This window comes from Shewanella mangrovi, from assembly GCF_000753795.1.
Taxonomy (GTDB): domain Bacteria; phylum Pseudomonadota; class Gammaproteobacteria; order Enterobacterales; family Shewanellaceae; genus Shewanella; species Shewanella mangrovi.
In genome coordinates this window covers 1-23,306 of sequence record NZ_JPEO01000011.1, presented here as the reverse complement: position 1 = coordinate 23,306, position 23,306 = coordinate 1, and the positions used below count along the sequence as shown (strand labels likewise).

Sequence of the window (23,306 nt, the reverse complement as noted above, 5' to 3'; positions counted from 1 at the left end):
TTATATTTAACCAGTCGAGATATTGAGGTTTCTATGACTTATTGAAGTGAAGGAATCTTTTTTATAAAGGGATAAACAAGCTTTTGAACACTATCCAAAGAGAAGAATAGTTTATTAAGGGATATTATGAAATATCTGGTTACCGGTGCAGCCGGATTTATAGGTTCAAGTGTTTCTGAACGTCTTTGTAACTTAGGGCATGAAGTCCTTGGTATTGATAACCTCAATGATTACTACGATGTCAGTCTCAAGCAAGACAGACTAAACAAACTCGATGGACAATCGCTGTTTACCTTTAAGCAGCTTGACTTGTCAGATCGTGAAGGGATGGCGTCGCTGTTTGCTGAAGGCCAATTTGAACGGGTGATCCATTTGGGCGCCCAAGCTGGCGTACGTTACTCGATTACCAATCCTTTTGCTTACGCTGACAGCAATTTAATCGGTACACTTTGCGTTCTCGAAGGCTGTCGCCAGCATAAAGTTGGGCATTTAGTGTATGCGTCATCAAGCTCGGTATATGGCTTAAACCGTAAGATGCCGTTTGCGACCAGTGATTCCGTTGACCATCCTGTGTCGTTTTACGCTGCGACTAAAAAAGCCAATGAAGTGATGGCGCATAGTTACTCCCATCTTTACGGATTACCGACCACTGGTTTGCGATTCTTTACCGTATATGGTCCTTGGGGACGTCCAGACATGGCTCCGATGTTGTTTGCTAATGCAATTACGGCAGATAAGCCGATTAAAGTATTCAACCATGGTAACATGAGCCGTGATTTCACCTATATCGACGATATCGTTGAAGGGGTGATCCGTTGCGCCGAGCATATCCCTGAACCTAACAGCGACTGGACTGTTGAATCTGGTTCACCAGCCACCAGTTTGGCACCTTTCCGAGTATACAACATCGGGAATGGCAGTCCGGTTAAGTTGATGGATTTCATCGCAGAACTTGAAGCTGCACTTGGCAAAAAAGCAGAGAAAATCATGATGGGAATGCAGGATGGGGATGTACAAGCCACTAGGGCAGATACCGAAGATCTGTTTAAAGCGATAGGTTATAAGCCGAAAGTTGGTATCAAAGAAGGCGTTCAGGCATTCGCTGAATGGTATAAAAACTATTATTTATAATCAGAAAAACATCAATATTAATTAGGTATAACTAAGTGAAAGAAAGGAAGTTTTTCGGTACTGATGGTATCCGTGGCCGTGTGGGTGGCAGCAATATGACGCCTGAGCTGGCATTGAAGTTGGGATGGGCTGCAGGGCGCGTGTTATCGCGTACAGGAACAAAAAAGGTACTTATTGGTAAGGACACTCGTATCTCTGGCTATATGCTTGAATCCGCTTTGGAAGCTGGATTATGCGCATCTGGTTTGAACGTTATGTTGATGGGACCCATGCCAACCCCAGCTGTCGCGTACCTTACCCGTACATTTAGGGCTGAAGCCGGTATTGTGATTAGTGCTTCTCATAACCCTTACTATGACAACGGCATCAAGTTCTTCTCGTCTAAAGGCACTAAACTTGATGATGCGCTTGAGCTAGAAATTGAAGCTGAGCTTGAACGCCCTCTTGAATGTGTCGAATCCAAACTGTTAGGCAAAGTGTCGCGCATTAACGATGCTGCTGGTCGTTATATTGAATTTTGCAAAGGCAATTTCCCGTCTAATCAATCCTTAGATGGCCTCAAAATCGTTGTTGATTGTGCGCATGGTGCCACGTATCACATTGCGCCGAGTGTTTTCAGAGAACTCGGTGCTGAAGTTGTCGTCATTGGCGCGGAGCCAAATGGCACCAATATCAACGATAAAGTAGGCGCAACCGCTATGGCGGCAATCTCTGCGGCTGTCGTTGCTAACCAAGCTGATTTGGGGATCGCATTGGACGGTGACGGTGACCGTATCATGATGGTGACCAAAGATGGATACGTTATCGATGGTGATCAAATTCTCTATATCTTGGCCAGTGATGCTCATCAACGAGGTGCTTTGGTTGGTGGTGTTGTGGGCACACAGATGTCGAATCTCGGTCTCGAATTGGCGCTTAAAGCATTGGACATTCCATTTGCTCGCTCCAAAGTGGGTGATCGTTACGTGATGGAAATGCTGACTGAAAAAGGTTGGCGTATTGGTGGTGAAAACTCTGGGCACGTGATTAATTTGGATTACTGTACAACGGGTGATGGTATCGTTGCTGGTATCCAGGTGCTTGCAGCCATGCAGCGTCAGCAAAAGTCACTGGAAGAACTGCTTGCGCCGATGACGTTACTTCCTCAAGTACTGCTGAACATTCGTTTCGATGGTGGTAAAGATCCACTGGTCGCGCAAGAAGTGAAATTGGTCGTTGCAGGCGTTGAAGAAGAGCTTGGTGAAACTGGTCGCGTATTACTGCGTAAGTCTGGAACCGAGCCACTGGTACGGGTCATGGTCGAGGGTGAAGATGAAGCTAATGTTCACCTACTCGCTCAGCGGATCGTTGACGTTGTAAAACAAGCGATTTAGTCGGTTGTCGTTTATCTCATCATAGCGATTGAGGTAAAGAATAGAGGCGGGTTAATCCCGCCTCTTGCACATATTCACCTTATACTCGCTCAGCGCTTCGTCCTGATGCCATCAACTTGCTAAATGCCTGTCCATCCTGACGAGAGGCATTCGCTACATAGGGTGCGTATACGTTAAACAGTAGCTTAGTGTCACTGTGTCCCAACATGTGGGAAATGTAGAGTGGATTTTCATGCGCAGCGATATGTAACACCGCAGCGGTATGGCGTGTTTCATATGGGCGCCGCCGAGCAAGCTCTGCTTTCTTTAAGGTTGGAAACCACAGTTTTTTACTGACGAAATGGGTATCTAACGGTTCACCTTGGTGAGTAAACACAAACTGTGAATCGCCCCCACGGCGCAGGTTTCGCTCTTTCAGCCTTGTAAACACATCTAACAGTGTGTCACACATACGCAAATCACGACGAGACTTCGGCGTTTTTACATCACCGAGTTCACCATTGACCCAATTCTGGCGAATATGGATAAGGTGATGGTTAAAGTCGATGTTGTCCCATTGCAGCCCATGCATTTCACAGCTGCGCATGCCCGTCCAAAAGCGCACGATAAAGTAGTCGCGCCATTCAATATCCACCTTATCCAAAAATTTGTGCACCTCTTCCATCGTCATGGGGTGTGAGTCTGCACGCTCTTCTTTTAACGCCTTATAGCGCCTTAGCGGGTAAGTGAATGCAAACTCATCTGCAGCAAGGCTGAGAATAGCTACCAGCGGCCACAGAATACCGTTGATACGGCGATTGGACAGTTTGCGCTCCCCATGTGGATTTTTCTCAGCCATCAAATCATCACGATAGTAATCAACTTGTGCCAAGGTCACTTCCGAAATAAGCGTGTTGCCAAATTTGGGGATGAGGTAACGGTCTAGCGTATTGCGTACCGTGCTGGTGTAGCTGGATTTCCACTTAGCCTTTTGCCGTTCAAACCATTCATTGGCGTAGGTATCAAAGAAGGGGTACAGCCTATCTGGATGCTTTTCACGTTGCAGCGCTTCAAACAGCGCGACCTTTTTGCTTCGTGGGAAGTAATCTCGGTACTGAAAGGTGCCAAGGTCGATTTCCGCGTTCATCTGCTTCAATGTTGCTTTGGCTTGATTGAGATTTTTAGGGGTAGCCATCATTTTCGTGCCTTCACGAAAACGGCGACCATATAAATGAAGATCGAACTGAATACGTCCATTCGGGCGCACGCGAATATGAGCCATAGTGGCCTCCATCAAAATAGATCTGTCCCTATCCGATGGATTTCGCTAACATTGCGCCATCGGCTGGGGTCGCTTTAAGGTCGTCGCAGCCGGTACGGGGTAGGGTGGTTGCCGCCACTCTGCCCCAACTGCATCTCTCGATTTTCTAACAGTTTACCTATTGGTGAAAATCTCACCTACCATATTACTCAATACTGGATATCTGTCCAGTACTTGGTACTAATTTCTTTGTCTAGCGTTTCGACACTTCCGTTACTTATCGCTTTACCAAGCTGGCGATTTCGACATCTGTATAAATTACTTATCAGATGAGTCATCGTCCTTTTTTTCAAAAAACTTACCCGCTAACTCAGCACCAACCACCGCAGCACTAATAATTCCACCCAATGCGGGTGATACGGCAGCGACGCCTAAAAATGCAGCCTTCACTTTTAAATTTGAGGACAAAGATTTATCGAAAGTGTATCCCCATAGAAGCTTGTCATCTTCTCTCTTGGGAAGCGTGCCAACGCTCCATCCAGCTTTAGTCAGCTCCTTGACTCGAAGCTCGGCTAAGTTTATCAGCGAAGAAACATCGATATTAATCTCCTTGAGTTGGCAAAATTTATAAATGTTATCAATAGATAACGTTGCCTGCCCATTCTCGATTTTTCCCCATCCGGCACTCGTCATCCCCATAAGCTCTGCTACTTGAGCTTGAGTGAGTTTTTGTTCCTCTCTTTTCTGTTTGATTGTTAGGGCTAAGACAGTGTTGAACGATGTTTCCATTGGTACCTCCGAAATTTTTTATAGTTTAACTAAAAATACAGTTGACATAAACAAATTTGGTTATATTCTTATCGGCATGTATAAACCAGTAGTTTATTAATCATTTGGTATGTATCAATTGGTGGCTGAAATGGAAATAAGAAATCAAGGTGAGAATAAAGACGTTTTGAGCTTGAAAGCGGGAAGCCTAGAGTTGTCACTTACATCGTCAGATCTGGTAGTTGGCTTGGTTTGTGTTGTTGGTGCAATAGCTGTAGGAGCAGCATTAGCGTCAAACACTGCGGTATGTCAGGAAGCACTTCGTCATGGCGACAGATTTAATCCTAATGCGGGTAATTTTTTGCCCAATGTGGACCAGTGTGGCGGCTCGTTAGATTTGCCTAGTTATGAATGAGCTTTTGTCTTAATGGGCCAAACAGTCGGTTTACTGAGTCGCGGCAATTCAAATAACAAAAGGAATAAAAATTAAATGGCGAACCACATGGGATTTATCAAAAGCGTTTTGAGCAAGGTTTTACCTGAAACGCTACAGAAGAGCATTGTTAAACGTGAAGTCAGGAAATTGGTCGATGAGAAATACGTCTTTCAGGGTGAACTTAGTACGCAAGTAGATGAGCTGATTGACCGTGTGATTGAAAAGATAGGCGTACAAGACATTCTCCTCATTCAAGAGATATACGAAAGCGTGAAGGAAAAAAATTGATGCGCCAGGTTTTTCACAAGCTGTTGATAGTCATTGTAAATAATTGAGTGTCGGATATCTGTGACAGCCAATTGCCACAGGCGGTTTTCTGAGCATATGTCATTAACAAGTAGTTCGAATACTGAACGCTATTTATCAAGGTAAAAAAATGGAATTCAACTTATCTGAAAGCGAGTTGCAAGAGTTAAAAAATGCAAAAATGCTACTCGAAAATCCCGGTATCGCTGCGAAGGCGACTAACTTTATTGGAGAACCAATAGAAAGGGGGTTTGGTCTACTGCCTAACGGTTGGCAAAAGAATATTGGTGAAGTAACAAAATCTTCATTAATGAAGGCGTCAGAAGCTGCAATCTTTACAATGAAAGATCTGCCAGGAAATCAATCTTCAAATAGATGGCACAAGCTGGGCGTGGCAATATCTGGCGGGGTTGGCGGTTTCTTTGGACTAACGGCTCTTGCGGTCGAGTTGCCAATTTCCACCACCATTATGCTCAGATCCATCGCTGACATTGCAAGAAGCCATGGTGAATCAATCTCTCAGAATGAGGTAAAGCTGGCGTGTTTGGAAGTATTCGCTCTTGGTGGGCCGAGTGTTTCTGATGATGGTTCAGAAAGTGGATACTACGCTGTTAGAACCGCACTAGGAAAAGCCGTATCAGATGCCTCAGCGTTTTTAGCTGCCAATGCTCTAACGGCAGATGGATCGCCGGCTTTGGTTAGATTTATCGCGAGTATTGCAGAACGGTTCAGTATCCAAGTAACCGAAAAGGTTGCCGCACAGGCTGTGCCTGCAATTGGGGCAGCAGGTGGCGCTATTATCAACACCTTATTTATGGATCATTTTCAAGATATGGCAACGGGTCATTTCGTTGTACGCAAGTTGGAGCGAAAGCACGGTAAGGAGCGTATCCAGAAGATCTATAACGACCTTAAGTTGATAGATTAAACTCTGAACGCCTTTGAATTGGGTAACGATTTGAACCGTTGTGGTTGCCTTGGCTTTAAGCATTGGCAACCGACAGCGATTTTGGAAACCTTGTAAACGTTATTGTGACGAGGTTTCAGCAAACATAGGTGGTCTTTTGACTTCAACAGAGATATGACTTCATATGAATTTGGTGCGTGGATAATCAGGTGTTTACCACTCTTGCTTATTATTGGGGTGATATTACTTATCTATCTTTCCGACCGTTGACCATCTTGTTAGTTTTACAAACTAGGGAAAATTACCATTTTTAACCGCAGTTAAAAGTAGAGGTTAAGCTGCCATCAATGGTGGCTTTCCACCATTGGCTTTGTGTGGCCATTCATGATTGTAAAACCAAAGCCATTTAGTTGCACCATATTGAATTTCCATAACTTTTCAAGCTACAGCCTACGGTGTAACCACCATAGGCTGGCTATTCTCGAAAGAGTAGATTAATTAAAAACGACTCCAAATTATCACTCACAAATTTAATTCCCATATCTGGAACGGCGATTGTGACGACTTCCCGATTTGCATTGTCATACATGTAGTAGTGCCCGTCACCAATGTCTGAAATGGGGATGAGCGAATGTGGGAAATTAGCAAACGATCTGAAATCGCTCAGCGCAGACACAATATTCAAAAATGAAGTGTCCTTCACGCCCAATCCAAACGTTTCATTTGCGCCAAAGGAGACAACCCCCATACTTTGAAGGTATGAACGGTATTCTGGTGAGAATGTGAGCCCCAATGCCAACTCAGCTCGAGCAATTTGTTCATCCGAAGCTGGTAAGGTATCAGCATCATTTTCTTTGATCAGTGATAGAAGTTTATTCATGATTTACTCTAAATTATGTTTAATGTCTTCGGCGCGAGCCTTCCAGTGCTCTTCTCGCTCTTTTTTAAATTCAGCACGGTCAATTTCTGATTCTTTTAGCTTGTCATGCAGAACTGAATCATTACCGTTTCCCATATGTTCAGCTTTTGTCAGCTCGGCCAGCGGTGCATCTGAAGTTTGTCCAATGTGATGAAGCTCAATTGGCTTGCCATCTTTATCTAACGGTGATTTACCTCGTTCCATTCGCTCAAGGTTTGTATTCCCGAAGTCATCTGTTTTATCGAGGTCAATATCGCTCCTGATCAGCGCATCTTTGCCGTTTACTTCAGAGCATTCCAACTCTGCATCCATGTAGATCTCTGCTTCTTCATTGCTGCCTATGGCATCGATGACAGGCTCTGAATACTCTTTTTCTACAAGAGCATCCTTGAAGTCATCACTCAATGGCTCCAAGCGTTCATGAAGTCTAAGCCTTTCTGTTATTGGACTGTCGAGCGTGCGAAGCTCATCTTCTGATAGCTCTCTTACCGTAAAGGAGTCAAAAATCGCTGGCCGAACATCTGTTACGACGTCTTTGACATCAGAAATATCGAGCATCATGCGACATCCTTAGTTATGTAAGCGTTCCATGCGTTGTATAGATCTAGATAGAGTTTGCCTTTTATCGAGAGGCTCTTTAGAAAACATTGTTCAATGGTTATTGCCATAGCGTCTGAGATCTCACCCATCCTTTTTAGGATGAATTGCTGGAGAGTGTTATGGAGAGTAGGAATGTCTGTGGCCTCTGTTATTAGGACGATGAGTTGCTGTTCACAGCCCCAAATAGCAATCACCAGTTCTGATAGTTTGATGAATTGGTTATCGTCATGAATTGGCAATCGATTGGTTAAGCTCCGCCCACTCAAACAAGTAATGAGTTCTAGTTTTATCTGGGTGGGCAAATTACTCTTATTTAGTTCTTTTGATAAGTCTTGGGAATGTACGTTTAAAGGTTGTTTGCATCTAGGCGAAAGGAGCCATTGTATGCACTGAGTTCGGTAGGTTTCCTCATCCCATTTCGCCGTTTCCTTAGGCCTGTAGGTATATGGTTGTACTTCATAGCTGAAATGGTTCACTTTACAGAGAACTGCCTCTAACCATTCATTTTGATAGACTACGGCGACTCCAGTCGGGAGTTTCGCTAATTCATCTATTTGTTCATTAGATAGCGCTGCTGATTTTCCTGCTAAATAGCGGTCAGCCTCTTCGGGCAATCGCATGATAACTTTTGTATTGGTATTTCGAATAGCTGAGATATGTATAGCGGATGGAGATTGATCCGCGATGATGAATCCTTCGCCATAGGTCCGCATTTCAGCAATGGCGTTCGACAGCATTTCAACAGATTTTTCTGCAACACTTCCCCCGTCAGTTCCATTGCTGGAGATATTTGCGCGGAGAATATGGTGTGCTTCTTCTAACACTGTGACGTGCTGTAGCGGCTGGTTCATTTTCATTAACTCAGCGCGATATTCCCCTAGCTTTATCACCAACAGTCCCATAATCAGCGACTTTGTTTCTTGTGAACCAACTCGGCTAAGATCGACGATGACATTGTGATCAAATAACTCGGTGTTGTTTATCTCGTCCGCCGAAAAAATCAGTCCATTTAGCCCGTTCACCATGGATCGGACTCTGGTAACCAGTGCTCCAGTATAATTACTCTTATTTTCTGCCGAGTAGGCTGATTGTTCGATTACTAACTCGAGCTGAACTAACAAATCTGCAAACGTTGGGAACAGGGAAGGCAAATATGATGTTGTAGAATCATTTAAATTCCAACCACAGGCTTCGTAACTTCTGAGCATGGCATCTTTTAGGATCGCAGGCATAGCAGCATACATTGGCCAGCAAACATTAAAGACTTCTACTAAGCGATCAATGTGTTCATAAACGTGAGTTTGTGGAGGAAATGAAAATGGATTGATCCTCAGTAGCTCGGTAAATTTACTGTTTGTACCCAACACTCTTACATCGGGATGTTGACCAACCACATGTTTATACTCACCTTTTGCTGGCTCAATCACCAAGAAAGGTATACGTTGTTGATGCAATTTATCTAGCAATGAGTAAACCGTATTACTTTTGCCTGACCCCGTTGATCCCGTCACCAGTGTATGACCTGAGAGCTGATCAAGATCTAATTGGACATCTTGAGATAAATCTGTCCATAGATGGCGTATTTTACCCAGCTCTATGGTTCTTCGAATATCATCATGGTGAATTTGTTGATTCAGAGAAAGTACTTTTCGTCCGAACGCCGTGGCGTCTTGAACTACTACAGTTGAGGTTGAACGGCGGGGCAAGCTCAGTTGTATCGCCATCTCTTTGCTGGATACTAAGGTAGCTGGTGTAAGATATGGTATATGTGTACGGCCAGCAAACGCAGGCTCTAGCCTTGGATGCATTAATTGACCTAACCATTGCGTAATTGCGTTTGCCTTACGTCCCGACCAGGTCGTAAGGGCGAAGTCTTCGGTTGATGATTCTTGACCGCGAGTTAATCCAAGGAAAATACTAGCGAGAGCCTCGCTAGATGCGGCACTATCGCTAATAAAGTATGCCGTGTTAAGCCAACCGCCGTGGCTTTTGGCTTCATCAATGCGCTGCAAATGATGGTCAATTTTATCCAGCATGCCCAAGATCCCCTTATCTGCAACTTCGAAGCTGACTTGTCTAGACGCTCCGCGAGTTTGACTGAGCCCTTGGGTATTGGTCGTGCTATTTGTATCTGTATGTGTGGTAGTTTGATTTGTCGCAGTTGAATGGTTCGTTGAATGGCTGGTGCTTTCACTAGTGGCGTGGGATTTCGACGTTCCATGCGTAATTGTTTTTTGGAAAGCTCCTGTAACTTGGCTACCAATAACAGCCCCGATGGGGCCAGCTAACCCAGCGCCAATTGCTACACCACCCAAGCCAATTAATTGTCCCATCAGATCTGGTGAAGACTCGCTTGTATTGGTGCTCTCTGTATCTGAAATGCTGCTTGAAGTGCTTTCACTGCTTCCCGTAGTTTCAGTTAGTCCGAGACTTTTTCCTAGAGATTGGCTCAAACCTTCGCTGATACTGAGACTTATCGCTTCACTGTCCTGAATGCCATAACTGTACTGTCTTTTCGATAATGCTGAAAGTTGTGTGGCGATCTGCTCATAGCCCGTACGCACAGTATTCAATGCCTGCATTGATACAGGCTCAGCTAAAATCATCCCCTCATAAGTTCGATTTTCTGCAGCATCAATAAAACGTTCGAGCCCTTGTACAAAATGCTCTTGGTCTATCGTTGACATAGCCGGAACGCTGCTGACTGCGGTGACAGTTTTGCTGGGGCTTTCGTCACTCATTGCTTTCAGTAATTCATTCACTTCAACAACGTCTAATGAGGAGAGTTTACTTCCAGGGAAATGCCCTTTGAATGTTTCTTCCAACAAGTCCCCCGAGTTTTGCCCCAGCATCTTGCCAGGCTGTCCCCGAGTACCAATGTAGAGAAACGTTTCTTTTCCATTTGATTTTAAGAAGAGAAAAACGGTGTAACCAGCAGCTCCAAGTGCAGTGTAAGCCGCCGTGGTACTTTCGAGTACTGCTTGTTTATTTTCTTGGACAATACGTTCAACACGAAAAATACGTACATCACCACCATAATTGATCTGTACTTCTCGTTGGTCTTCAGCCAACAGAACATCATAGTGTTTAAGTTCCCCTAGATAGCATTTATTGATCAGGGATTGAGCGGTTGACAGCGTACTTAGTGCCTCTTTTTGTGTGGGAAGCAATGCATGTTGTGTTGTAAGGTTTTCGATTTCTGATGTTGATGTACTCATCATATATTTCTCTCAGAGATGACATCGATGACAGCGAGGATAACGAGTGCAACCGCTAGCAAAGCGCCTCCGATCAGTAACAACGAGTTGAGAATGTTGCTGCGTGACTTCGTTGATATATTTTGTTTATCCCCCAAGGGTTCACTGTCTGGATGTTTAGTTTTGGGGATTGGGTTGTTGCGAGACGTAGTTGATACTGTTTGGTTATTCTCTAAGGGGGCTCTGCCAGGAACTGGAGTTTTGGCTAGACTCTTGTTTGTCGGTATTGATGTTGAATTAGTTGAATAACGGGCATTACTTTCTTGAATACCAAAGACACGTTCACGTACAGCGATTATATGACTGATGCGTTCGTGCGAAAAATTCGATGACGCATATACCTCTTGTATGCCGTAGTATTGTGTGTCCCATTTGGAAGTATCAGTCACCATACTTTGTGCATAAGCATTTTCTTCGTAAGCAACAAACAGATTAGGATGTTGAGCGATTGTCCATGCAATGGTTTGACGTAAAACTGCAGTGGAGAGTCGTTTGTCGTTCAACTCCATAAATAGTGCGGCTCTAATTGCGGAAATATCACCACCATCTACGGTTTTACGCAGCGAATGGGATGGAATAAAACCTGCTAAATTGACAGAAGAAAATTCTGTGGTCATAGCGTTGTCCTTAATGCTTGGAGTATTGATACCGTCGGTTATTTTTCCGCGGGGAAGTCGAGAAAAACCAGCAATGCCAGCCTCAATTAAATGGCTTTTCACCTCTATGAGATGCTCAATTCTTTTCAAACAAAAATTTTGTTCTGCCATTTGGGGCTGTCAAAAAAATATCCACCACACACCCATTCGGATTTTTCACTATTAATAGCGTCAGTAATCGTATCCACCCGATAGTTTTCCATTAGTTTGTGCTTGTCATCTGGTAATACCATTAATAGCTGACGTATCAGTTCAGGCTTGAACTCTTTGCTTTTAATAAAGCTAATAACTCGTTTTTTAAATTCTGCAGGAGTCAATTCCGGCGCGACAAGTTCGGTGAGTGTGTTCATTGCTTCGGGCCTCTATGAGCCCACTGAGAGTTATCAGTGGGCTGATGAGTGATTAGAATTGCAGGATATTGTCTAGCTCATGCTTAAGAGCATGGATCTCTTGAAGATCTGCTTTTGCCTGAGCAATGGCTTGTTCTCGTATTGTCTGATTTGTTGCTTTAATGTTTAAATCTTCCAATATTTCATCAAATTTGGTACTGAACTCGCTTTCAAGAAATGCCAAATAGTTATCAATCAGTTTGTCTTTGTCATCTTTAATACGCTGAATGGCGTTGTTCTTAAGAACTTCAAATTCGCTTCGAACAATGGTGACTCTTTCTTTCCAAAGATCCTGAAGGTCAACAAATTCTTCGTTTTCGTATTCGGCAACCAGTTTTTCGTCGAGCCAAGTCCACGGTTTGTAAAATACAGCAGCACTCTCCGTTCTATAACCTGTAACCACTCTTCTTGAAAGCACTTCGTTGCGATTCAATTCAATATTCAGAGATATTGCGGCAATGGAGTTTTTTAGCGATTGAAAAGCAGGTAGCTCTAAAGCGCGGCTTTCTGGAAATAATGACGCTACATGGTGCTGGTATTCTTGGAGTAACCCATTCTTGATAATGACCTGAGAGTGTTCAAAGGCCAGCTCATATTCGTTAATGACTCGATTGAAAGCAAACTGGAGTTCTTTTGATACATTTTCAAGTTTGTCCTTCACTTCATTGGGCGCTGCCTCGCCAACAAACTTGTCACCTAAGTCGCGAATGTGCTCGTAGACACCGCATTCTAGTTCGTTCAGGTCGTTGTGCACTTCTAGCGGTAAGTCTCTGCCTTCTTGCTGAATTTTTTCTTTGTACGCATGGGTACTAAAGCATTGGTCTCTATGTGCTTTTAGGCTTTTGATTTCTGTTTGCAACTGTGAAAGTGCATTTTCGTCAGTTTCGAGTTGCTTCATCAACTCAGCTTCTTGCATACCACGTTCAATGGCGGCAGTCATTGCTAAGTACGCGCGATTTAATCGCATAGGGAAACTGTATTTGCTAATGTACTCATCGATAACGGCTTCAACACCAGGCAAACCGCTATTCAAGAGTGCGCGGCTCATAGTTTTATCCCGTAGAGCTTCATCATGTAGAGCTTTGTCTTGCATGTCTGAACGTACTTTAGTACTAACCGACATATATTGTGAGAAGTCCATGCTAGGTTCTTCTAACAATAAATCAGCAATGCAGTAGCTGTCCTTGTGCTCTGCACGAGTTAAGCCGCCATTTTTGCGTAGCAGATATGCCATACGCGAAGAAACCGGGTAGATATTGGGGTCATGAATACCATTCTCTTGCAAATAGCTTTTCACGCGGCCCAGCGTTTCCTCAATATTCTCGCCACGCTCAGGATCGAACATGTCCATCTTATTTACGACAAACAAAAAGCGGTCCTTACTCTGCTTTCCACCTTTGCTCATGATGTCAGCGACGAGTTTGAGTAAATGACTGTCGTCGTTGGTACCTAATTGTGTCGCATTCAATACATAGATGATAAGCGGGTTGCGTTTCGAATCCTGAATAAAGCCCAATGTGGTTCTCTGATGCTCAGGATCTTGACTATTATTGGGCCCAGGGGTGTCTGTCAGCACCAAACGCACATTGTTGTTCTCTTTAATTGCGCGAATATTTCCCGACAATTTGATTGATTTTGTCTCTGGATCTTTGTTCCAAATTTTCATAGTTTCCAGAACAATGACATCTTGTCTTTCAATAAGATCGTCATTTCGATCAAAGCGCTCGCCATAGAAGTCTGTGTCTTTCGTTTTATCATCGAAGATATGGGCAATGGTCGCAGTAGTGGCTTCGTTAGCGGCAGGAAGTAAGTCTTGTCCCAAGATGGCATTGATGAACGTTGATTTGCCGGATGACATCGTCGCAACAACATATACATCAAAATCATTGTTTAACGCTTCATCATAGTCTTGCTGCGTTCTGATATCGCTGTTGGCAACGTATTCCGAGAATTTCGGAGATTTTTCTTCAACTCTTGCCATCAACGCTTTGATTTTATCTAAGCGCTCTTCAGCCGGTGCAACAGGGTTAAATTTAAGTTCAATGCACATACCGTCTTGGATGGCCTTAGATGCTGCAGCTTCGATATCATTAAAATCAGCCTCGACTCCGGTGAACTCCAGCAGAAAATCACTATGGCCGTTAAATAACTCTTTTAAATCGTAGAAAAATTTTTCAACCCATAGCTGTAAGCGCTTGGTACTGTATGCATTGATATTGGAGCTTTCAGAAGGTACTAGACCATTAATTAAAAAGTCGGTTTCCACTAAAAATGGATTATGTGTAACAGCGATATGATTCATAATAAATTTCTCGAGCTAAGCGACGAAAACGGTAGCAATAAACTGCTTCTAGGCAGCGCCTGTGATGAGGGCCTTGACAGTACTTAAGCCAGTGTAATCTATGAAAATCTTCAATTCTTTTGGACTCATTACTTGTACATTCCCTTTCGAAATTTTTGCGAGTCTTTTTCTCACATTTCGTTTAAAAACATTAGGCACTGTGGCAGCACTATTGAGATGGAATGGGTTTTCGCGGAAACGTGCTAATTCAGCGTTAAGAATGTTTCGCTCGCGACGGCAAATTTCTGTTTGGGAGAGTGTTTTCTTAGCGATCAGAGCTGATTGTGCCATTAGCGGTACGATTGTGGGTTTGATGTAACCAAGTCCTTCTAAGTAATGGCTCGCTTTAACAACATAATCCTTTGCTGTTTCGCCTCGTTCTTCATCCAACTCATCAACTTTGTTCAGTGCAAAAACTACTGATTGTTTGGGATTCATTTCCCTAATGGAGCGAATTATGTTGGCATCATCGGTTGTTGCGAGTTGGGTAGCATTGAGAACGTAAAGAATAAGACTATTGGGATAAGTCTTTACCGTATTGATAAAGATCTCTTTGTGGCTGGTGTTTCTGCTGTTGTTTGATCCTGGAGTATCAATCAATGTGTAGCCAGCAAGCATTGAATGTAATCTGCTACCCGAATGGGGAATTATTACCTCAAAAGCCGTGATTTTGTCCGACGTATTCCATTCTCTAATTTTTTCTGAGTTGATGGTTTTGCTCGACTCAGCAATGGTACCTGATAACGAATAGGCTTTTGCCAATGGACTTTTTTTTGCAGTGACCGTAATTCGAGCAACTTTGGATGAGGTTGCTTCGTTACCTACAGGCAGTATTTCTTTGCCAAGAAGAGCGTTAATCAATGAGGACTTTCCAGCACTCATTGAAGCTGCAACGAGTATTAATTTAGTGTTATTAATCATTCTGTAATGGACTCTGTCACGTTGTTTGTTTGAGTCATCCATCCTGTCAAATTCTTGCGAATGTGTTCATCTAGTTCGAGTGGAGAGATGACTCGAATATTAGGGAGCCAATATTGAACAATGGGAGCTATCTGGTTATAGCTCCATGCTGAGGCCGATACGACCAATGTGCCATCACTACGCTTCTCCAATATTTCTTGTTTAGGGAGGAGTGCTTTGCGTTCAAAATAGAATGCAATGTCCCTTTTGATTTCAAGTGTCACGGAAAAAAGAGGGGTTCCGAACCAAATTGTTTCCTGCTCTTTAATTTGACGCACAACTGATTCATCATATTCAAAGTTTTCTTTTTTCACTGAGGCAAATTTGAGTCGTGCAAGTGAAAACGCTTTCAACATCCCTTCTTCTGTTGCGGCTAAGTACCAACTCCCATGGCTGTAGACCATAAGATAGGGCTGGACGATTCTTGATTTGTCTTTGTATAGGAATTGAACAGCTTGTCTATTGATAATCGCACGTTCAAAAATCGTATGTAATGAAGTTATGAAATCCGCTTCTAACGGTTGTTCCTGAAAATGATAACACTGACTAGTTTGGTCATTGATAAAGCTTCTAAGAAATATCGCTGTTTTTCGGGGAAACGCTTTCTTTAACCCAATATCATCTACGAGTTGAGCCAAATCATTTTCATTGAAAATAGTGCGAGCAGATGGTATCAGTCGATAGCCGCCTGTATGAGGGCAACGTTCAAGTATCTCATTTAAACGTTCAAAATCTCGTTTGATAGTTTTCGTACTGACGGCATATTTTTCCGCCATTTCATCAGCCAAAAGAACTTTGCCTGCATATGCGAGCGATACCAATTCAGCCAAACGGCTTGCAAGCAGTGTATTTCTCATAACATATTGTAAACCGTTGTTTTATTCGTTCCATAAAATATACAACTTGATGTGGACAGGTTGTGTCCAACCACACAAATTTTTAATTAGATATACTGCGTTCAAGCTAAATACACATAAGCTTTACTCAATCTTTAGATTTTTCATTTGGGAATTGAATTACATGATTCCTGTAAATCAGTCTGTTGTTAGTTGCCTTTTCTCCTACACACTGGGAGAGGCAACATATTACTTTTCCTCATTTTTCGTTAGCGTTCCTTTCTCATCAATATGCCGAACGTAAAATTGACCAAGTTTCTCGAATGACGCAATATGCTTAAGAGCGCATTGCAAGGACGAATATATGGGCAATAGAAAAATTGCGGTATTAATTGATTCAGATAACACGCCTTATGCAAAACTGGAGGCTATCCTTAACGAGCTTTCACGTTTTGGACAGATCATCGTTAAAAGAGCATACGGTGATTTTTCGACGGATCATTTAAAAAACTGGAAGCAACCTTTAAATGAACTGGCTATTCAGGCTAAACAACAATTTGCGTTCACAACTGGCAAAAACTCAACAGATTCGATAATGATTATTGATGCTATGGATCTGCTATATAGCAACCGATTCGATGCGTTTGCCCTAATATCCAGTGATAGTGATTTTACTTGCCTAGCTACAAGGCTGAGAGAGTCCGAAGTGTATGTAATCGGTGTGGGTAAAGCGATGACTCCGACATCGTTTAAAAACGCTTGCGACGATTTCGTTGCAATTGAGAATCTAAATGGCGTTGGTGAACAAACTCAAGATCAGCATACTTCTGACCAGGAACAATCGCGAGAGTTGTGGCGCTTGATGCATCAAGCATGGCAAAACTACCGAGATGAATCCGGTTGGGCTAGATTGGGCGAGGTGGGTACCTATTTGAAAAGAGCAAAGCCAGACTTTGATCCGCGGAGCTATGGGCTGAAGAAATTATCAGATTTCTTTGGTCTATATCCTTCAAGATATGTGACTCGTCAATCTAAGCGTTATGGGTTAGAGTTCCAGCTGGTAACTAAAAGTAGTAAGTAGGTGGGTACCATTTTTTATTACCACTGTTCGAATTATTTCCTATAAAGCACTCATCTGACACCATAAACAAACAAAAAGTCAGCTTGGTCATCTTTAATAATATTGATATTAATCATTAGGTTAACTTTGTGAAAACCTTCCTGAAATGTTGACTTTTCAGCTGTTGTGATCCTTCCTACAACCTTCGCTTACCAGTGGTTGCAGTTCGATTAGCGATAAGAATTGAATACACCAATTCTTATCAATAAAAACATGCAGTTAATGTGTGTAATCCTTCCTACAATGTTCGTTTGTCAGCGGTTGTATTTAGTGTAACAACAAGAATTGCAAATGTTATATATTAGTAATAAAAACATATAGTTAATATGTTTATTCCTTCCTGTAGCCTTCGTTTTCCCGTTCGTATGCCAGTTGCTGTGATCCTTCCTACAACGTTCTCAATAGGGGGTTGTGATCCTTCCTACAACGTTCACATTTGAGTAAAAACGACCGATGACTGGCTCATAGTTTCGTGCCTGCATATAGATTAATGGCCATTACGATCTTCTCTTATATAATAGATAGTATCCATGTTAATCCTGACAAAATGTTCCTTGAAAGTCTTTATATACATGGAATAGAATGAACCTACATATTATTAATTTGTCAGGTTTTATGTGTTTTATGTCGGTGGCAGAACTTGTAAGCGCAAGAGTGCAGCGAATGCAGAAAGGCTCCCCCTTTCCTATAGAGAATTTTTATTCTCTAGGCTCTGTCACATCTGTACAAAAAGCACTGAGCCGACTGACACAGAAAGGGATATTGGTTCGGGTTGCTAAAGGCATGTATGCGCGCCCTAAACCTCTGAAAAATTTACCCTCTGTCAAAATGACAGCCAAAGCCGAAGACGTCGCGGTGGTCTGGGCAAAGGTAAAAGGATACAAGCTAGTGCCACAAGGGTTGGAGGCTGCTTATCGGCTTGGGCTCCAAACTCAGGCACCGGTGAAGACCGTATACTGGACTTCAGGCCCAAGCCGTGAATTTAAGATCGGTAACCAGTTAGTGATGGTCATTCATACTTCAGACACAAAACTGCGCTGGGCTAGTCAACCGATCGGGGCTTTTTATCGAGGTCTGCTCACCTTATCGGCAGAACATACGTCGATTGAAAAGCTTAAAACTGCGATTGGTCGGTTAGAGTTGAACGCCTCGCAAGCAATTCCTGTATTACAAAAACTGAAGTTAGTACCGCAGTTGAGACAATGGCAAAATAAGTTGCAACAAGTGCAGCAGGAGCTTCTGTCTTGAATCTGTTTGAATTGTATGCGGAACCAAGTCACCATCAAGAACTATCCGAGCTGTTTAATTATGGGGCCAGTCAACATCCAGCTGGCTTGGCTGCTAATTTTTTGGAGAAAGACATTTGGGTCACCGAAGTGCTGCGACTGTTGTATGACGAGCAATTACTCGGGGCAAAATCTGTTGCCTTTAAAGGTGGAACAGCGCTTAGCAAATGCTGGCAAGTGATCCAGCGTTTTTCCGAAGATATAGATCTATCAGTACATTGGGCTGAACTCTCCAATCTGACAGAAGAGCAAGAACGGGATGTATGGCTGCAAAGTACAAAAAATGGAAGCCAAGCCAGAAAGTTTCGCGAAAAGCAACAGCAATGTTTACTTGAATGGACAGAGCAACTGGTTGAACGGCTTAACCAGCGCTTTGCTACCTATCAAATTGATGGGTTGAAAGCCGTTCTAGAACCAGATTCGTATGGCGAAAAAGTGGACATTCACTATCCGCGGGTAACAAAAAGTACCAAGGATTATCAGCTTGACCACATTTTGCTGGAATTTGGTGGTCGAAATCGAGGGAAACCGACAAAGACCATACTGACTAGTTGTTATCTTGGCGATGTAACTGAGTTGGCCGAAATATCGTTACCGCGAGCAAATGTTCAAGCTTATGATAATGACTTCATTTTCTGGGAAAAAATCTCTGCTTTGCATCAGTTCAGCTCTCAAACAAATGAACCTAATCCTGATCGGTTAGCCCGCCATTGGTATGATGTTGCTTGCCTGCTGTGTTCAAATTTCGCCGATGCCTTTGACAGCAATGAGGCCATGCAGGCGGTGGTTGAAATGAAAAAACACCGTTGGCCTGTTCCAGGTGTCGACTATGAAGCCATTTTACGTGGGCAGTTATCTATTGTGCCAAAAGGCACACGGCTGGAAACCATTGCTGCTGACCATAAGGCCGCTGTCGCTGGTCAAATGTTTTTCACGCCACCGGACTCTTTTGAACAAATCATCCAGCAGTTGGCCGACTTTCAGCAGCAGTTTAATCAATATATGCGGCTCTCACCTAGCATAACCCCAAGTTGATGCCGCGCTCTTTACTCTCATTTAAACAGTGGCCTGAGCTAAGCCAAAGCACCTTATTTGTGCTTTGCCATCCATACGGCGTATTCGTTAGGATAATGATATACATTCAAGATTAGTGAGGAAATGTTGGAATGGCGCCGGAATTGACATTCAATGAACTCAAAGCGCAATTGGACAACAAAATACATCATCACAATAAAACACCTGTTGCTGATTTTTGTGGCCTATCGCCAGAGCAATTAGCTAATTGGCTTTATGCTCCGTTTCATGAATTGCAGTCGGTAACGGTTGATACACCTCAAGAACTATCTACTAGCCCTGTAATGCGCTATTTAGCTCTCATCCTTGACGAAGCCATGTCGAATGGCGGGTCATTTAAAGCAACTAGTAAAGGTAATTTACCGGCGAAATTGGTAAAACAAGCCTGCGATTTATTGCCAGAGTTTGCGGTTGCTGAATTACACATCCCACCAAGTATTAATGAATATATGGGAAGTAATGAGGATAAGTTTAATGCCTTGCACTATGCCCGTGTGCTAGCTGAGCTTGCAGGTGTCATTTATCGTCGGGCAGGTCGTTTCCATGTGAAGAAACAAGTGCAGAAGCAGTATCAAGCACACGGTGTTCAGGCTTTTTTCAAGCCGATGTTAGAGGCCGCCATCAGCAAATATAATTGGGGGTATTTCGACCTTTTTGAGTACGATATTGATTTAAGCCCACTTTGGTTATTGATGTTATGGCGTTTACAACACCATGCCAGCGTCACAAGGTTAGTCGAAGAGCTCATCTCCGCATTTCCTGAACTGCTATGCGCTCAGCCAACTGAAGATTACTTTTCGCCTAAAAAGAAGCTAAGCCTACTGATTGAAACTCGTTTTATTGAGCGGTGCCTTCAGTTTTGGGGATTCGTCATTTTAGACCCAAGGGGACGTTTTGACGAGCAGGCGGCACCGCGCGGTGTACAAGTTCAGCAATTGTTTACAGACGCCTTTAGATTTACCAATTTTCTCGTTTGATATCCAAGAAATCGTACGATTTCTATGTGAACTAAGATCGCTAAGGTTTGATTTCAGCAAGTCTAGTGGGGTTATAGTATTTGTGATAATTTAAACACCTGGCTCGTCATCAAGGGGATGCTGTAATGTCTTCTATTATGTTAATCGGTTTAGCCGCTTTTATGTTGTTAGCTGGCGCAGGCAGTATAGGCTTGCTCTACGTTGAAGCGCAGAAACAATACAAGCGTATTGATAAGATGAACGAAGGCAAGAAAGAAAACGGCCGCAGCTGCAATGCAGAGTAACAGCATGAAAAATTTAATGATGATTAACGGTGTAAAAGCCTTTATTGATTATGAGCCTGATGATGAAACATTCCGCGGTGAGTTTGTTGGCTTAAACGGCGGCGCGGATTTCTGCGGTGAAAGCATCGCTAAGTTGAAAGCCGAGGGCGCGAAGTCATTAAGCGTCTTTCTAGATATGTGTCAGGAGCGGGGCATTGAGCCTTATAAGAACTTCTCTGGCAAATTCAACGTTCAGATCTCGCCAGATGTTCATGCTCGACTTAATGAAATCGCGTTATCGCAAAGTATTAGTTTGAATGCCGCGGTAGAAAAAGTAGTCAATGACTACATCGAACATTCAGCGTAGAAATGCCGCCAGTTTTCCGGCGGCATTGTTTACATTGAATGGCAAACTCGTTTTCAGGTGTCACACACAAGTCCTAGTTCCCATAGCCAAACATATCCTGCGGGGCTTCGTGGGTTACTCTAGCTTTAGGGGCATTGCCAATTCCTAGTAATCCATTGTTGATTATTACACCCGCTTAGTGTACATTGTACACCTTGGGTTGTATAAGGATTTGAATTAGTGAGTCATGCTATTGAGTTCATTGAGACCTCGATCTTTACCAAGCAGATCAAGGAACTTGCAACAGATGATGAACTGAAGGATTTGCAGGCTGAACTCATTGCCCAGCCAGATAAAGGCGATCTTATCAAAGGAACGGGTGGTCTTCGGAAGGTTAGAATGGCAGTAGGAAACACCGGAAAAAGTGGCAGTGTGCGGGTTCTGTATGTTCTTTCTCATGCCGACAAGATCTACTTTGTGTTAGCTTATCCTAAATCAGTTAAGGAAAGTTTGACTGATGAAGAAAAGTCCAAGTTAAAACAATTGGTTCAATTACTCAAAGGAGAGGACAAATGAGCATTTTTAACGAACTACAAGCCTCCCTCGAGGAAGCCGTTGAAATTCAACATGGTCGCCAAAAGCCCGCTCGAGCAACCCGTTATGAGGTTGCTGATGTAAAGAGCATTCGTGAAGATCTCCTTAAAGTAACTCAGGCCGAGTTTGCTGAAACGATGGGTGTTAGTATTGACACCATCAAAAGTTGGGAGGGTAAACGCCGCAACCCAGCAGGGTTAGCAGCAAAAGTACTTGCTACTATCCAGGATGATCCCAAAATCTACACGGCTCTTGCTGCCCACTAAAATTCAAACAAGGCCCTTCTTGGGCCTTTTCGATCTAACGGCACTAATGCCATTACGAAAATTAGGCCAACTAGACACCGGTGAACTACTTAGCACTAAAGTACCGAGCTTCGGATAGATGCTAAGCAGCTATCGTCTTTTTTTGATAAGCAATTCGTAGCGTAGTCTGCGCTAGCAGACTACGTCTTACGCGAATTAACACTTACCCTTGGTTGAAGTACATTTTTATCTGCACTAACCAACTCTGTCCCAGAGTGTAAAATTAAGTTTATTGCTCGTTTGCGGATAACTGACGCCGCATTATGAAATGTCTTCTACTCTGTTTATCGGTTTAGCCGCTTTTATGTTGTTAGCTGGCGCAGGCAGTATAGGCTTGCTCTACGTTGAAGCGCAGAAACAATACAAGCGTATTGATAAGATGAACTAAGGCAAGAAAGCGGCTGTAGTTGATAGTCGCGATGCCGAATGACGAACGCTTTTTTGCCACAGCTCAATTTACTGTACCCAATCCTCAAAAACGAGTCCGTCTACACGTTGGAACTTGCGCACATTGTTTGTCACAACAACACAGCCAGTAGAGAGAGCGTGTCCAGCTATGGCCGCATCGTTATTGCCGATCGGCGTCCCCTTGGCTGCGAGGTTAATTCTTATCGCTGTAACAGCATCTACAGCTGCTTTGTCCCACGGTAAGATCTCATCAATACGCTTTAGGAACTCTGCGACCAATACAGCATGTTTCGGTGACGCCTTTTTACCAATCAGACCAAACTGCATTTCTTGGTATGTGATAGTCGAGATCACAACACGATGTTGCTTATTCACAGCCTCTTGCAGCTTAAGCAACACAGATACGGGCTGTTCGCGCATAATGAATGAGCAAATACACGTATCGAGCATGTAAGTAATTTTTTTACTCAAAATTAAAGCGTCCTTCATCAGTGACTACGTCCTGACGCTCGTTCATAAAGTCATCATCCGCTTTTTCCTGACCTGCAAACGAAAGCCAATCAGGGCGAATTGGACGCAAGGTAATAACATCACCATCTTTATGGATTTCAAGTTCGTTAACGCCATCAAAGGCCATATCTTTTGGCAATCGAACCGCTTGGTTCTGACCATTTTTAAAAATTGATACTGTTCTCATCGCTACCACCAATTAGGCATATGTTTACCATATGCAAAGTATATAAAGCTGGAAGCATATGTCAACCATATGCGAACATCTAAATCCTGATCTGATCCAGTAATAGTGGACACTTTG

The 23,306-nt window shown here is 43.2% G+C and carries 25 protein-coding genes; 13 read left to right on the top strand and 12 right to left on the bottom strand.

Annotated features, from left to right (window positions below; all coding sequences use genetic code 11):
- The first annotated feature begins 126 nt into the window (after positions 1 to 126).
- Together HR45_RS13360 and glmM are read left to right on the top strand one after the other, a co-directional pair.
- A complete protein-coding gene (locus HR45_RS13360; protein ID WP_037443778.1) occupies positions 127 to 1,131 on the top strand; it encodes an NAD-dependent epimerase in 1,005 nt (334 codons plus the stop codon).
- A 35-nt stretch (positions 1,132 to 1,166) separates the two neighbouring features.
- Positions 1,167 to 2,504 (top strand): phosphoglucosamine mutase, encoded by a 1,338-nt coding sequence (glmM, locus tag HR45_RS13355; RefSeq protein WP_037443774.1) that lies wholly within the window; start codon positions 1,167 to 1,169, stop codon positions 2,502 to 2,504.
- 79 nt (positions 2,505 to 2,583) lie between these two features.
- Here glmM and HR45_RS13350 read toward each other — a convergent pair whose 3' ends face one another.
- A complete protein-coding gene (locus HR45_RS13350; protein WP_037443771.1) occupies positions 2,584 to 3,765 on the bottom strand; it encodes a tyrosine-type recombinase/integrase in 1,182 nt (393 codons plus the stop codon).
- A gap of 297 nt (positions 3,766 to 4,062) precedes the next feature.
- A complete protein-coding gene (locus tag HR45_RS13345) occupies positions 4,063 to 4,533 on the bottom strand; it encodes a helix-turn-helix domain-containing protein (RefSeq protein ID WP_052074733.1) in 471 nt (156 codons plus the stop codon).
- A gap of 130 nt (positions 4,534 to 4,663) precedes the next feature.
- Here HR45_RS13345 and HR45_RS13340 point away from each other — a divergent pair, with 130 nt between their 5' ends.
- From HR45_RS13340 to HR45_RS13330, 3 genes are all read left to right on the top strand, one after another.
- Positions 4,664 to 4,927: a hypothetical protein gene (locus HR45_RS13340; RefSeq protein ID WP_156104074.1), complete on the top strand. Its 264-nt coding sequence runs from the start codon at positions 4,664 to 4,666 to the stop codon at positions 4,925 to 4,927.
- 75 nt (positions 4,928 to 5,002) lie between these two features.
- Positions 5,003 to 5,236, top strand: a complete 234-nt coding sequence (locus HR45_RS13335; protein ID WP_037443765.1) for a hypothetical protein — start codon at positions 5,003 to 5,005, stop codon at positions 5,234 to 5,236.
- A 148-nt stretch (positions 5,237 to 5,384) separates the two neighbouring features.
- Positions 5,385 to 6,182: an EcsC family protein gene (locus HR45_RS13330; protein WP_037443762.1), complete on the top strand. Its 798-nt coding sequence runs from the start codon at positions 5,385 to 5,387 to the stop codon at positions 6,180 to 6,182.
- A 454-nt stretch (positions 6,183 to 6,636) separates the two neighbouring features.
- On the opposite strand, the gene HR45_RS13325 is transcribed toward HR45_RS13330, so the two are convergent.
- From HR45_RS13325 to HR45_RS13290, 8 genes are read right to left on the bottom strand one after another with little or no spacing between them, the layout of a single operon-like run.
- A complete protein-coding gene (locus tag HR45_RS13325; RefSeq protein ID WP_037443760.1) occupies positions 6,637 to 7,041 on the bottom strand; it encodes an SMI1/KNR4 family protein in 405 nt (134 codons plus the stop codon).
- Positions 7,042 to 7,044: 3 nt separating this feature from the next.
- Positions 7,045 to 7,641, bottom strand: a complete 597-nt coding sequence (locus HR45_RS13320) for an HNH/ENDO VII family nuclease (protein WP_206537908.1) — start codon at positions 7,639 to 7,641, stop codon at positions 7,045 to 7,047.
- Positions 7,638 to 10,901, bottom strand: a complete 3,264-nt coding sequence (locus HR45_RS13315; RefSeq protein WP_241461126.1) for an ATP-binding protein — start codon at positions 10,899 to 10,901, stop codon at positions 7,638 to 7,640. The genes HR45_RS13320 and HR45_RS13315 overlap by 4 nt, the downstream gene beginning before the upstream one ends.
- A complete protein-coding gene (locus tag HR45_RS13310; RefSeq protein WP_037443758.1) occupies positions 10,898 to 11,704 on the bottom strand; it encodes a hypothetical protein in 807 nt (268 codons plus the stop codon). Before HR45_RS13310 ends, HR45_RS13315 begins: the two co-directional genes overlap by 4 nt.
- On the bottom strand, positions 11,680 to 11,943 hold the full coding sequence (locus HR45_RS13305) for a hypothetical protein (RefSeq protein WP_037443756.1): 264 nt from the start codon (positions 11,941 to 11,943) through the stop codon (positions 11,680 to 11,682). The genes HR45_RS13310 and HR45_RS13305 overlap by 25 nt, the downstream gene beginning before the upstream one ends.
- A 52-nt stretch (positions 11,944 to 11,995) precedes the next feature.
- A complete protein-coding gene (locus HR45_RS13300) occupies positions 11,996 to 14,284 on the bottom strand; it encodes a dynamin family protein (RefSeq protein WP_037443754.1) in 2,289 nt (762 codons plus the stop codon).
- A gap of 48 nt (positions 14,285 to 14,332) precedes the next feature.
- Complete coding sequence (locus HR45_RS13295) at positions 14,333 to 15,244, bottom strand: dynamin family protein (RefSeq protein WP_052074732.1); 912 nt, start codon at positions 15,242 to 15,244, stop codon at positions 14,333 to 14,335.
- On the bottom strand, positions 15,241 to 16,140 hold the full coding sequence (locus HR45_RS13290) for a helix-turn-helix transcriptional regulator (RefSeq protein ID WP_037443751.1): 900 nt from the start codon (positions 16,138 to 16,140) through the stop codon (positions 15,241 to 15,243). Before HR45_RS13290 ends, HR45_RS13295 begins: the two co-directional genes overlap by 4 nt.
- A 343-nt stretch (positions 16,141 to 16,483) precedes the next feature.
- Here HR45_RS13290 and HR45_RS13285 point away from each other — a divergent pair, with 343 nt between their 5' ends.
- From HR45_RS13285 to nadS, 8 genes are all read left to right on the top strand, one after another.
- Entirely contained in the window at positions 16,484 to 17,200 is a 717-nt protein-coding gene (locus tag HR45_RS13285; RefSeq protein WP_037443748.1) for an NYN domain-containing protein, read from the top strand.
- A 621-nt stretch (positions 17,201 to 17,821) separates the two neighbouring features.
- Entirely contained in the window at positions 17,822 to 18,487 is a 666-nt protein-coding gene (locus HR45_RS13280) for a DUF6088 family protein (protein ID WP_241461125.1), read from the top strand.
- Complete coding sequence (locus tag HR45_RS13275; RefSeq protein ID WP_037443746.1) at positions 18,484 to 19,560, top strand: nucleotidyl transferase AbiEii/AbiGii toxin family protein; 1,077 nt, start codon at positions 18,484 to 18,486, stop codon at positions 19,558 to 19,560. Before HR45_RS13280 ends, HR45_RS13275 begins: the two co-directional genes overlap by 4 nt.
- Before the next feature lie 131 nt (positions 19,561 to 19,691).
- Complete coding sequence (locus tag HR45_RS13270; protein WP_037443743.1) at positions 19,692 to 20,576, top strand: hypothetical protein; 885 nt, start codon at positions 19,692 to 19,694, stop codon at positions 20,574 to 20,576.
- Between the two features lie 125 nt (positions 20,577 to 20,701).
- On the top strand, positions 20,702 to 20,860 hold the full coding sequence (locus tag HR45_RS19445) for a hypothetical protein (RefSeq protein ID WP_156104073.1): 159 nt from the start codon (positions 20,702 to 20,704) through the stop codon (positions 20,858 to 20,860).
- A 4-nt stretch (positions 20,861 to 20,864) separates the two neighbouring features.
- Positions 20,865 to 21,206 (top strand): type II toxin-antitoxin system HicB family antitoxin, encoded by a 342-nt coding sequence (locus HR45_RS13265; protein ID WP_037443924.1) that lies wholly within the window; start codon positions 20,865 to 20,867, stop codon positions 21,204 to 21,206.
- A 219-nt stretch (positions 21,207 to 21,425) separates the two neighbouring features.
- A complete protein-coding gene (locus tag HR45_RS13260) occupies positions 21,426 to 21,761 on the top strand; it encodes a type II toxin-antitoxin system RelE/ParE family toxin (protein ID WP_037443740.1) in 336 nt (111 codons plus the stop codon).
- Positions 21,758 to 22,045, top strand: a complete 288-nt coding sequence (gene nadS, locus HR45_RS13255; RefSeq protein ID WP_037443737.1) for a NadS family protein — start codon at positions 21,758 to 21,760, stop codon at positions 22,043 to 22,045. Before HR45_RS13260 ends, nadS begins: the two co-directional genes overlap by 4 nt.
- A gap of 495 nt (positions 22,046 to 22,540) precedes the next feature.
- Here nadS and HR45_RS13250 read toward each other — a convergent pair whose 3' ends face one another.
- Complete coding sequence (locus HR45_RS13250; RefSeq protein WP_052074731.1) at positions 22,541 to 22,981, bottom strand: type II toxin-antitoxin system VapC family toxin; 441 nt, start codon at positions 22,979 to 22,981, stop codon at positions 22,541 to 22,543.
- Positions 22,956 to 23,189, bottom strand: a complete 234-nt coding sequence (gene vapB, locus HR45_RS13245; protein ID WP_037443735.1) for a type II toxin-antitoxin system VapB family antitoxin — start codon at positions 23,187 to 23,189, stop codon at positions 22,956 to 22,958. Before vapB ends, HR45_RS13250 begins: the two co-directional genes overlap by 26 nt.
- Positions 23,190 to 23,306 lie beyond the last annotated feature (117 nt).

Coding starts and splice junctions, on each gene's coding strand:
- HR45_RS13360 (WP_037443778.1), top strand. CDS start 127: ATGAAATATCTGGTTACCGGTGCAGCCGGATTTATAGGTTCAAGTGTT.
- HR45_RS13350 (WP_037443771.1), bottom strand. CDS start 3,765: ATGGCTCATATTCGCGTGCGCCCGAATGGACGTATTCAGTTCGATCTT.
- HR45_RS13345 (WP_052074733.1), bottom strand. CDS start 4,533: ATGGAAACATCGTTCAACACTGTCTTAGCCCTAACAATCAAACAGAAA.
- HR45_RS13340 (WP_156104074.1), top strand. CDS start 4,664: ATGGAAATAAGAAATCAAGGTGAGAATAAAGACGTTTTGAGCTTGAAA.
- HR45_RS13335 (WP_037443765.1), top strand. CDS start 5,003: ATGGCGAACCACATGGGATTTATCAAAAGCGTTTTGAGCAAGGTTTTA.
- HR45_RS13330 (WP_037443762.1), top strand. CDS start 5,385: ATGGAATTCAACTTATCTGAAAGCGAGTTGCAAGAGTTAAAAAATGCA.
- HR45_RS13325 (WP_037443760.1), bottom strand. CDS start 7,041: ATGAATAAACTTCTATCACTGATCAAAGAAAATGATGCTGATACCTTA.
- HR45_RS13320 (WP_206537908.1), bottom strand. CDS start 7,641: ATGATGCTCGATATTTCTGATGTCAAAGACGTCGTAACAGATGTTCGG.
- HR45_RS13315 (WP_241461126.1), bottom strand. CDS start 10,901: ATGATGAGTACATCAACATCAGAAATCGAAAACCTTACAACACAACAT.
- HR45_RS13310 (WP_037443758.1), bottom strand. CDS start 11,704: ATGGCAGAACAAAATTTTTGTTTGAAAAGAATTGAGCATCTCATAGAG.
- HR45_RS13305 (WP_037443756.1), bottom strand. CDS start 11,943: ATGAACACACTCACCGAACTTGTCGCGCCGGAATTGACTCCTGCAGAA.
- HR45_RS13300 (WP_037443754.1), bottom strand. CDS start 14,284: ATGAATCATATCGCTGTTACACATAATCCATTTTTAGTGGAAACCGAC.
- HR45_RS13295 (WP_052074732.1), bottom strand. CDS start 15,244: ATGATTAATAACACTAAATTAATACTCGTTGCAGCTTCAATGAGTGCT.
- HR45_RS13290 (WP_037443751.1), bottom strand. CDS start 16,140: ATGAGAAATACACTGCTTGCAAGCCGTTTGGCTGAATTGGTATCGCTC.
- HR45_RS13285 (WP_037443748.1), top strand. CDS start 16,484: ATGGGCAATAGAAAAATTGCGGTATTAATTGATTCAGATAACACGCCT.
- HR45_RS13280 (WP_241461125.1), top strand. CDS start 17,822: ATGAACCTACATATTATTAATTTGTCAGGTTTTATGTGTTTTATGTCG.
- HR45_RS13270 (WP_037443743.1), top strand. CDS start 19,692: ATGGCGCCGGAATTGACATTCAATGAACTCAAAGCGCAATTGGACAAC.
- HR45_RS19445 (WP_156104073.1), top strand. CDS start 20,702: ATGTCTTCTATTATGTTAATCGGTTTAGCCGCTTTTATGTTGTTAGCT.
- HR45_RS13265 (WP_037443924.1), top strand. CDS start 20,865: ATGAAAAATTTAATGATGATTAACGGTGTAAAAGCCTTTATTGATTAT.
- nadS (WP_037443737.1), top strand. CDS start 21,758: ATGAGCATTTTTAACGAACTACAAGCCTCCCTCGAGGAAGCCGTTGAA.
- HR45_RS13250 (WP_052074731.1), bottom strand. CDS start 22,981: ATGAAGGACGCTTTAATTTTGAGTAAAAAAATTACTTACATGCTCGAT.
- vapB (WP_037443735.1), bottom strand. CDS start 23,189: ATGAGAACAGTATCAATTTTTAAAAATGGTCAGAACCAAGCGGTTCGA.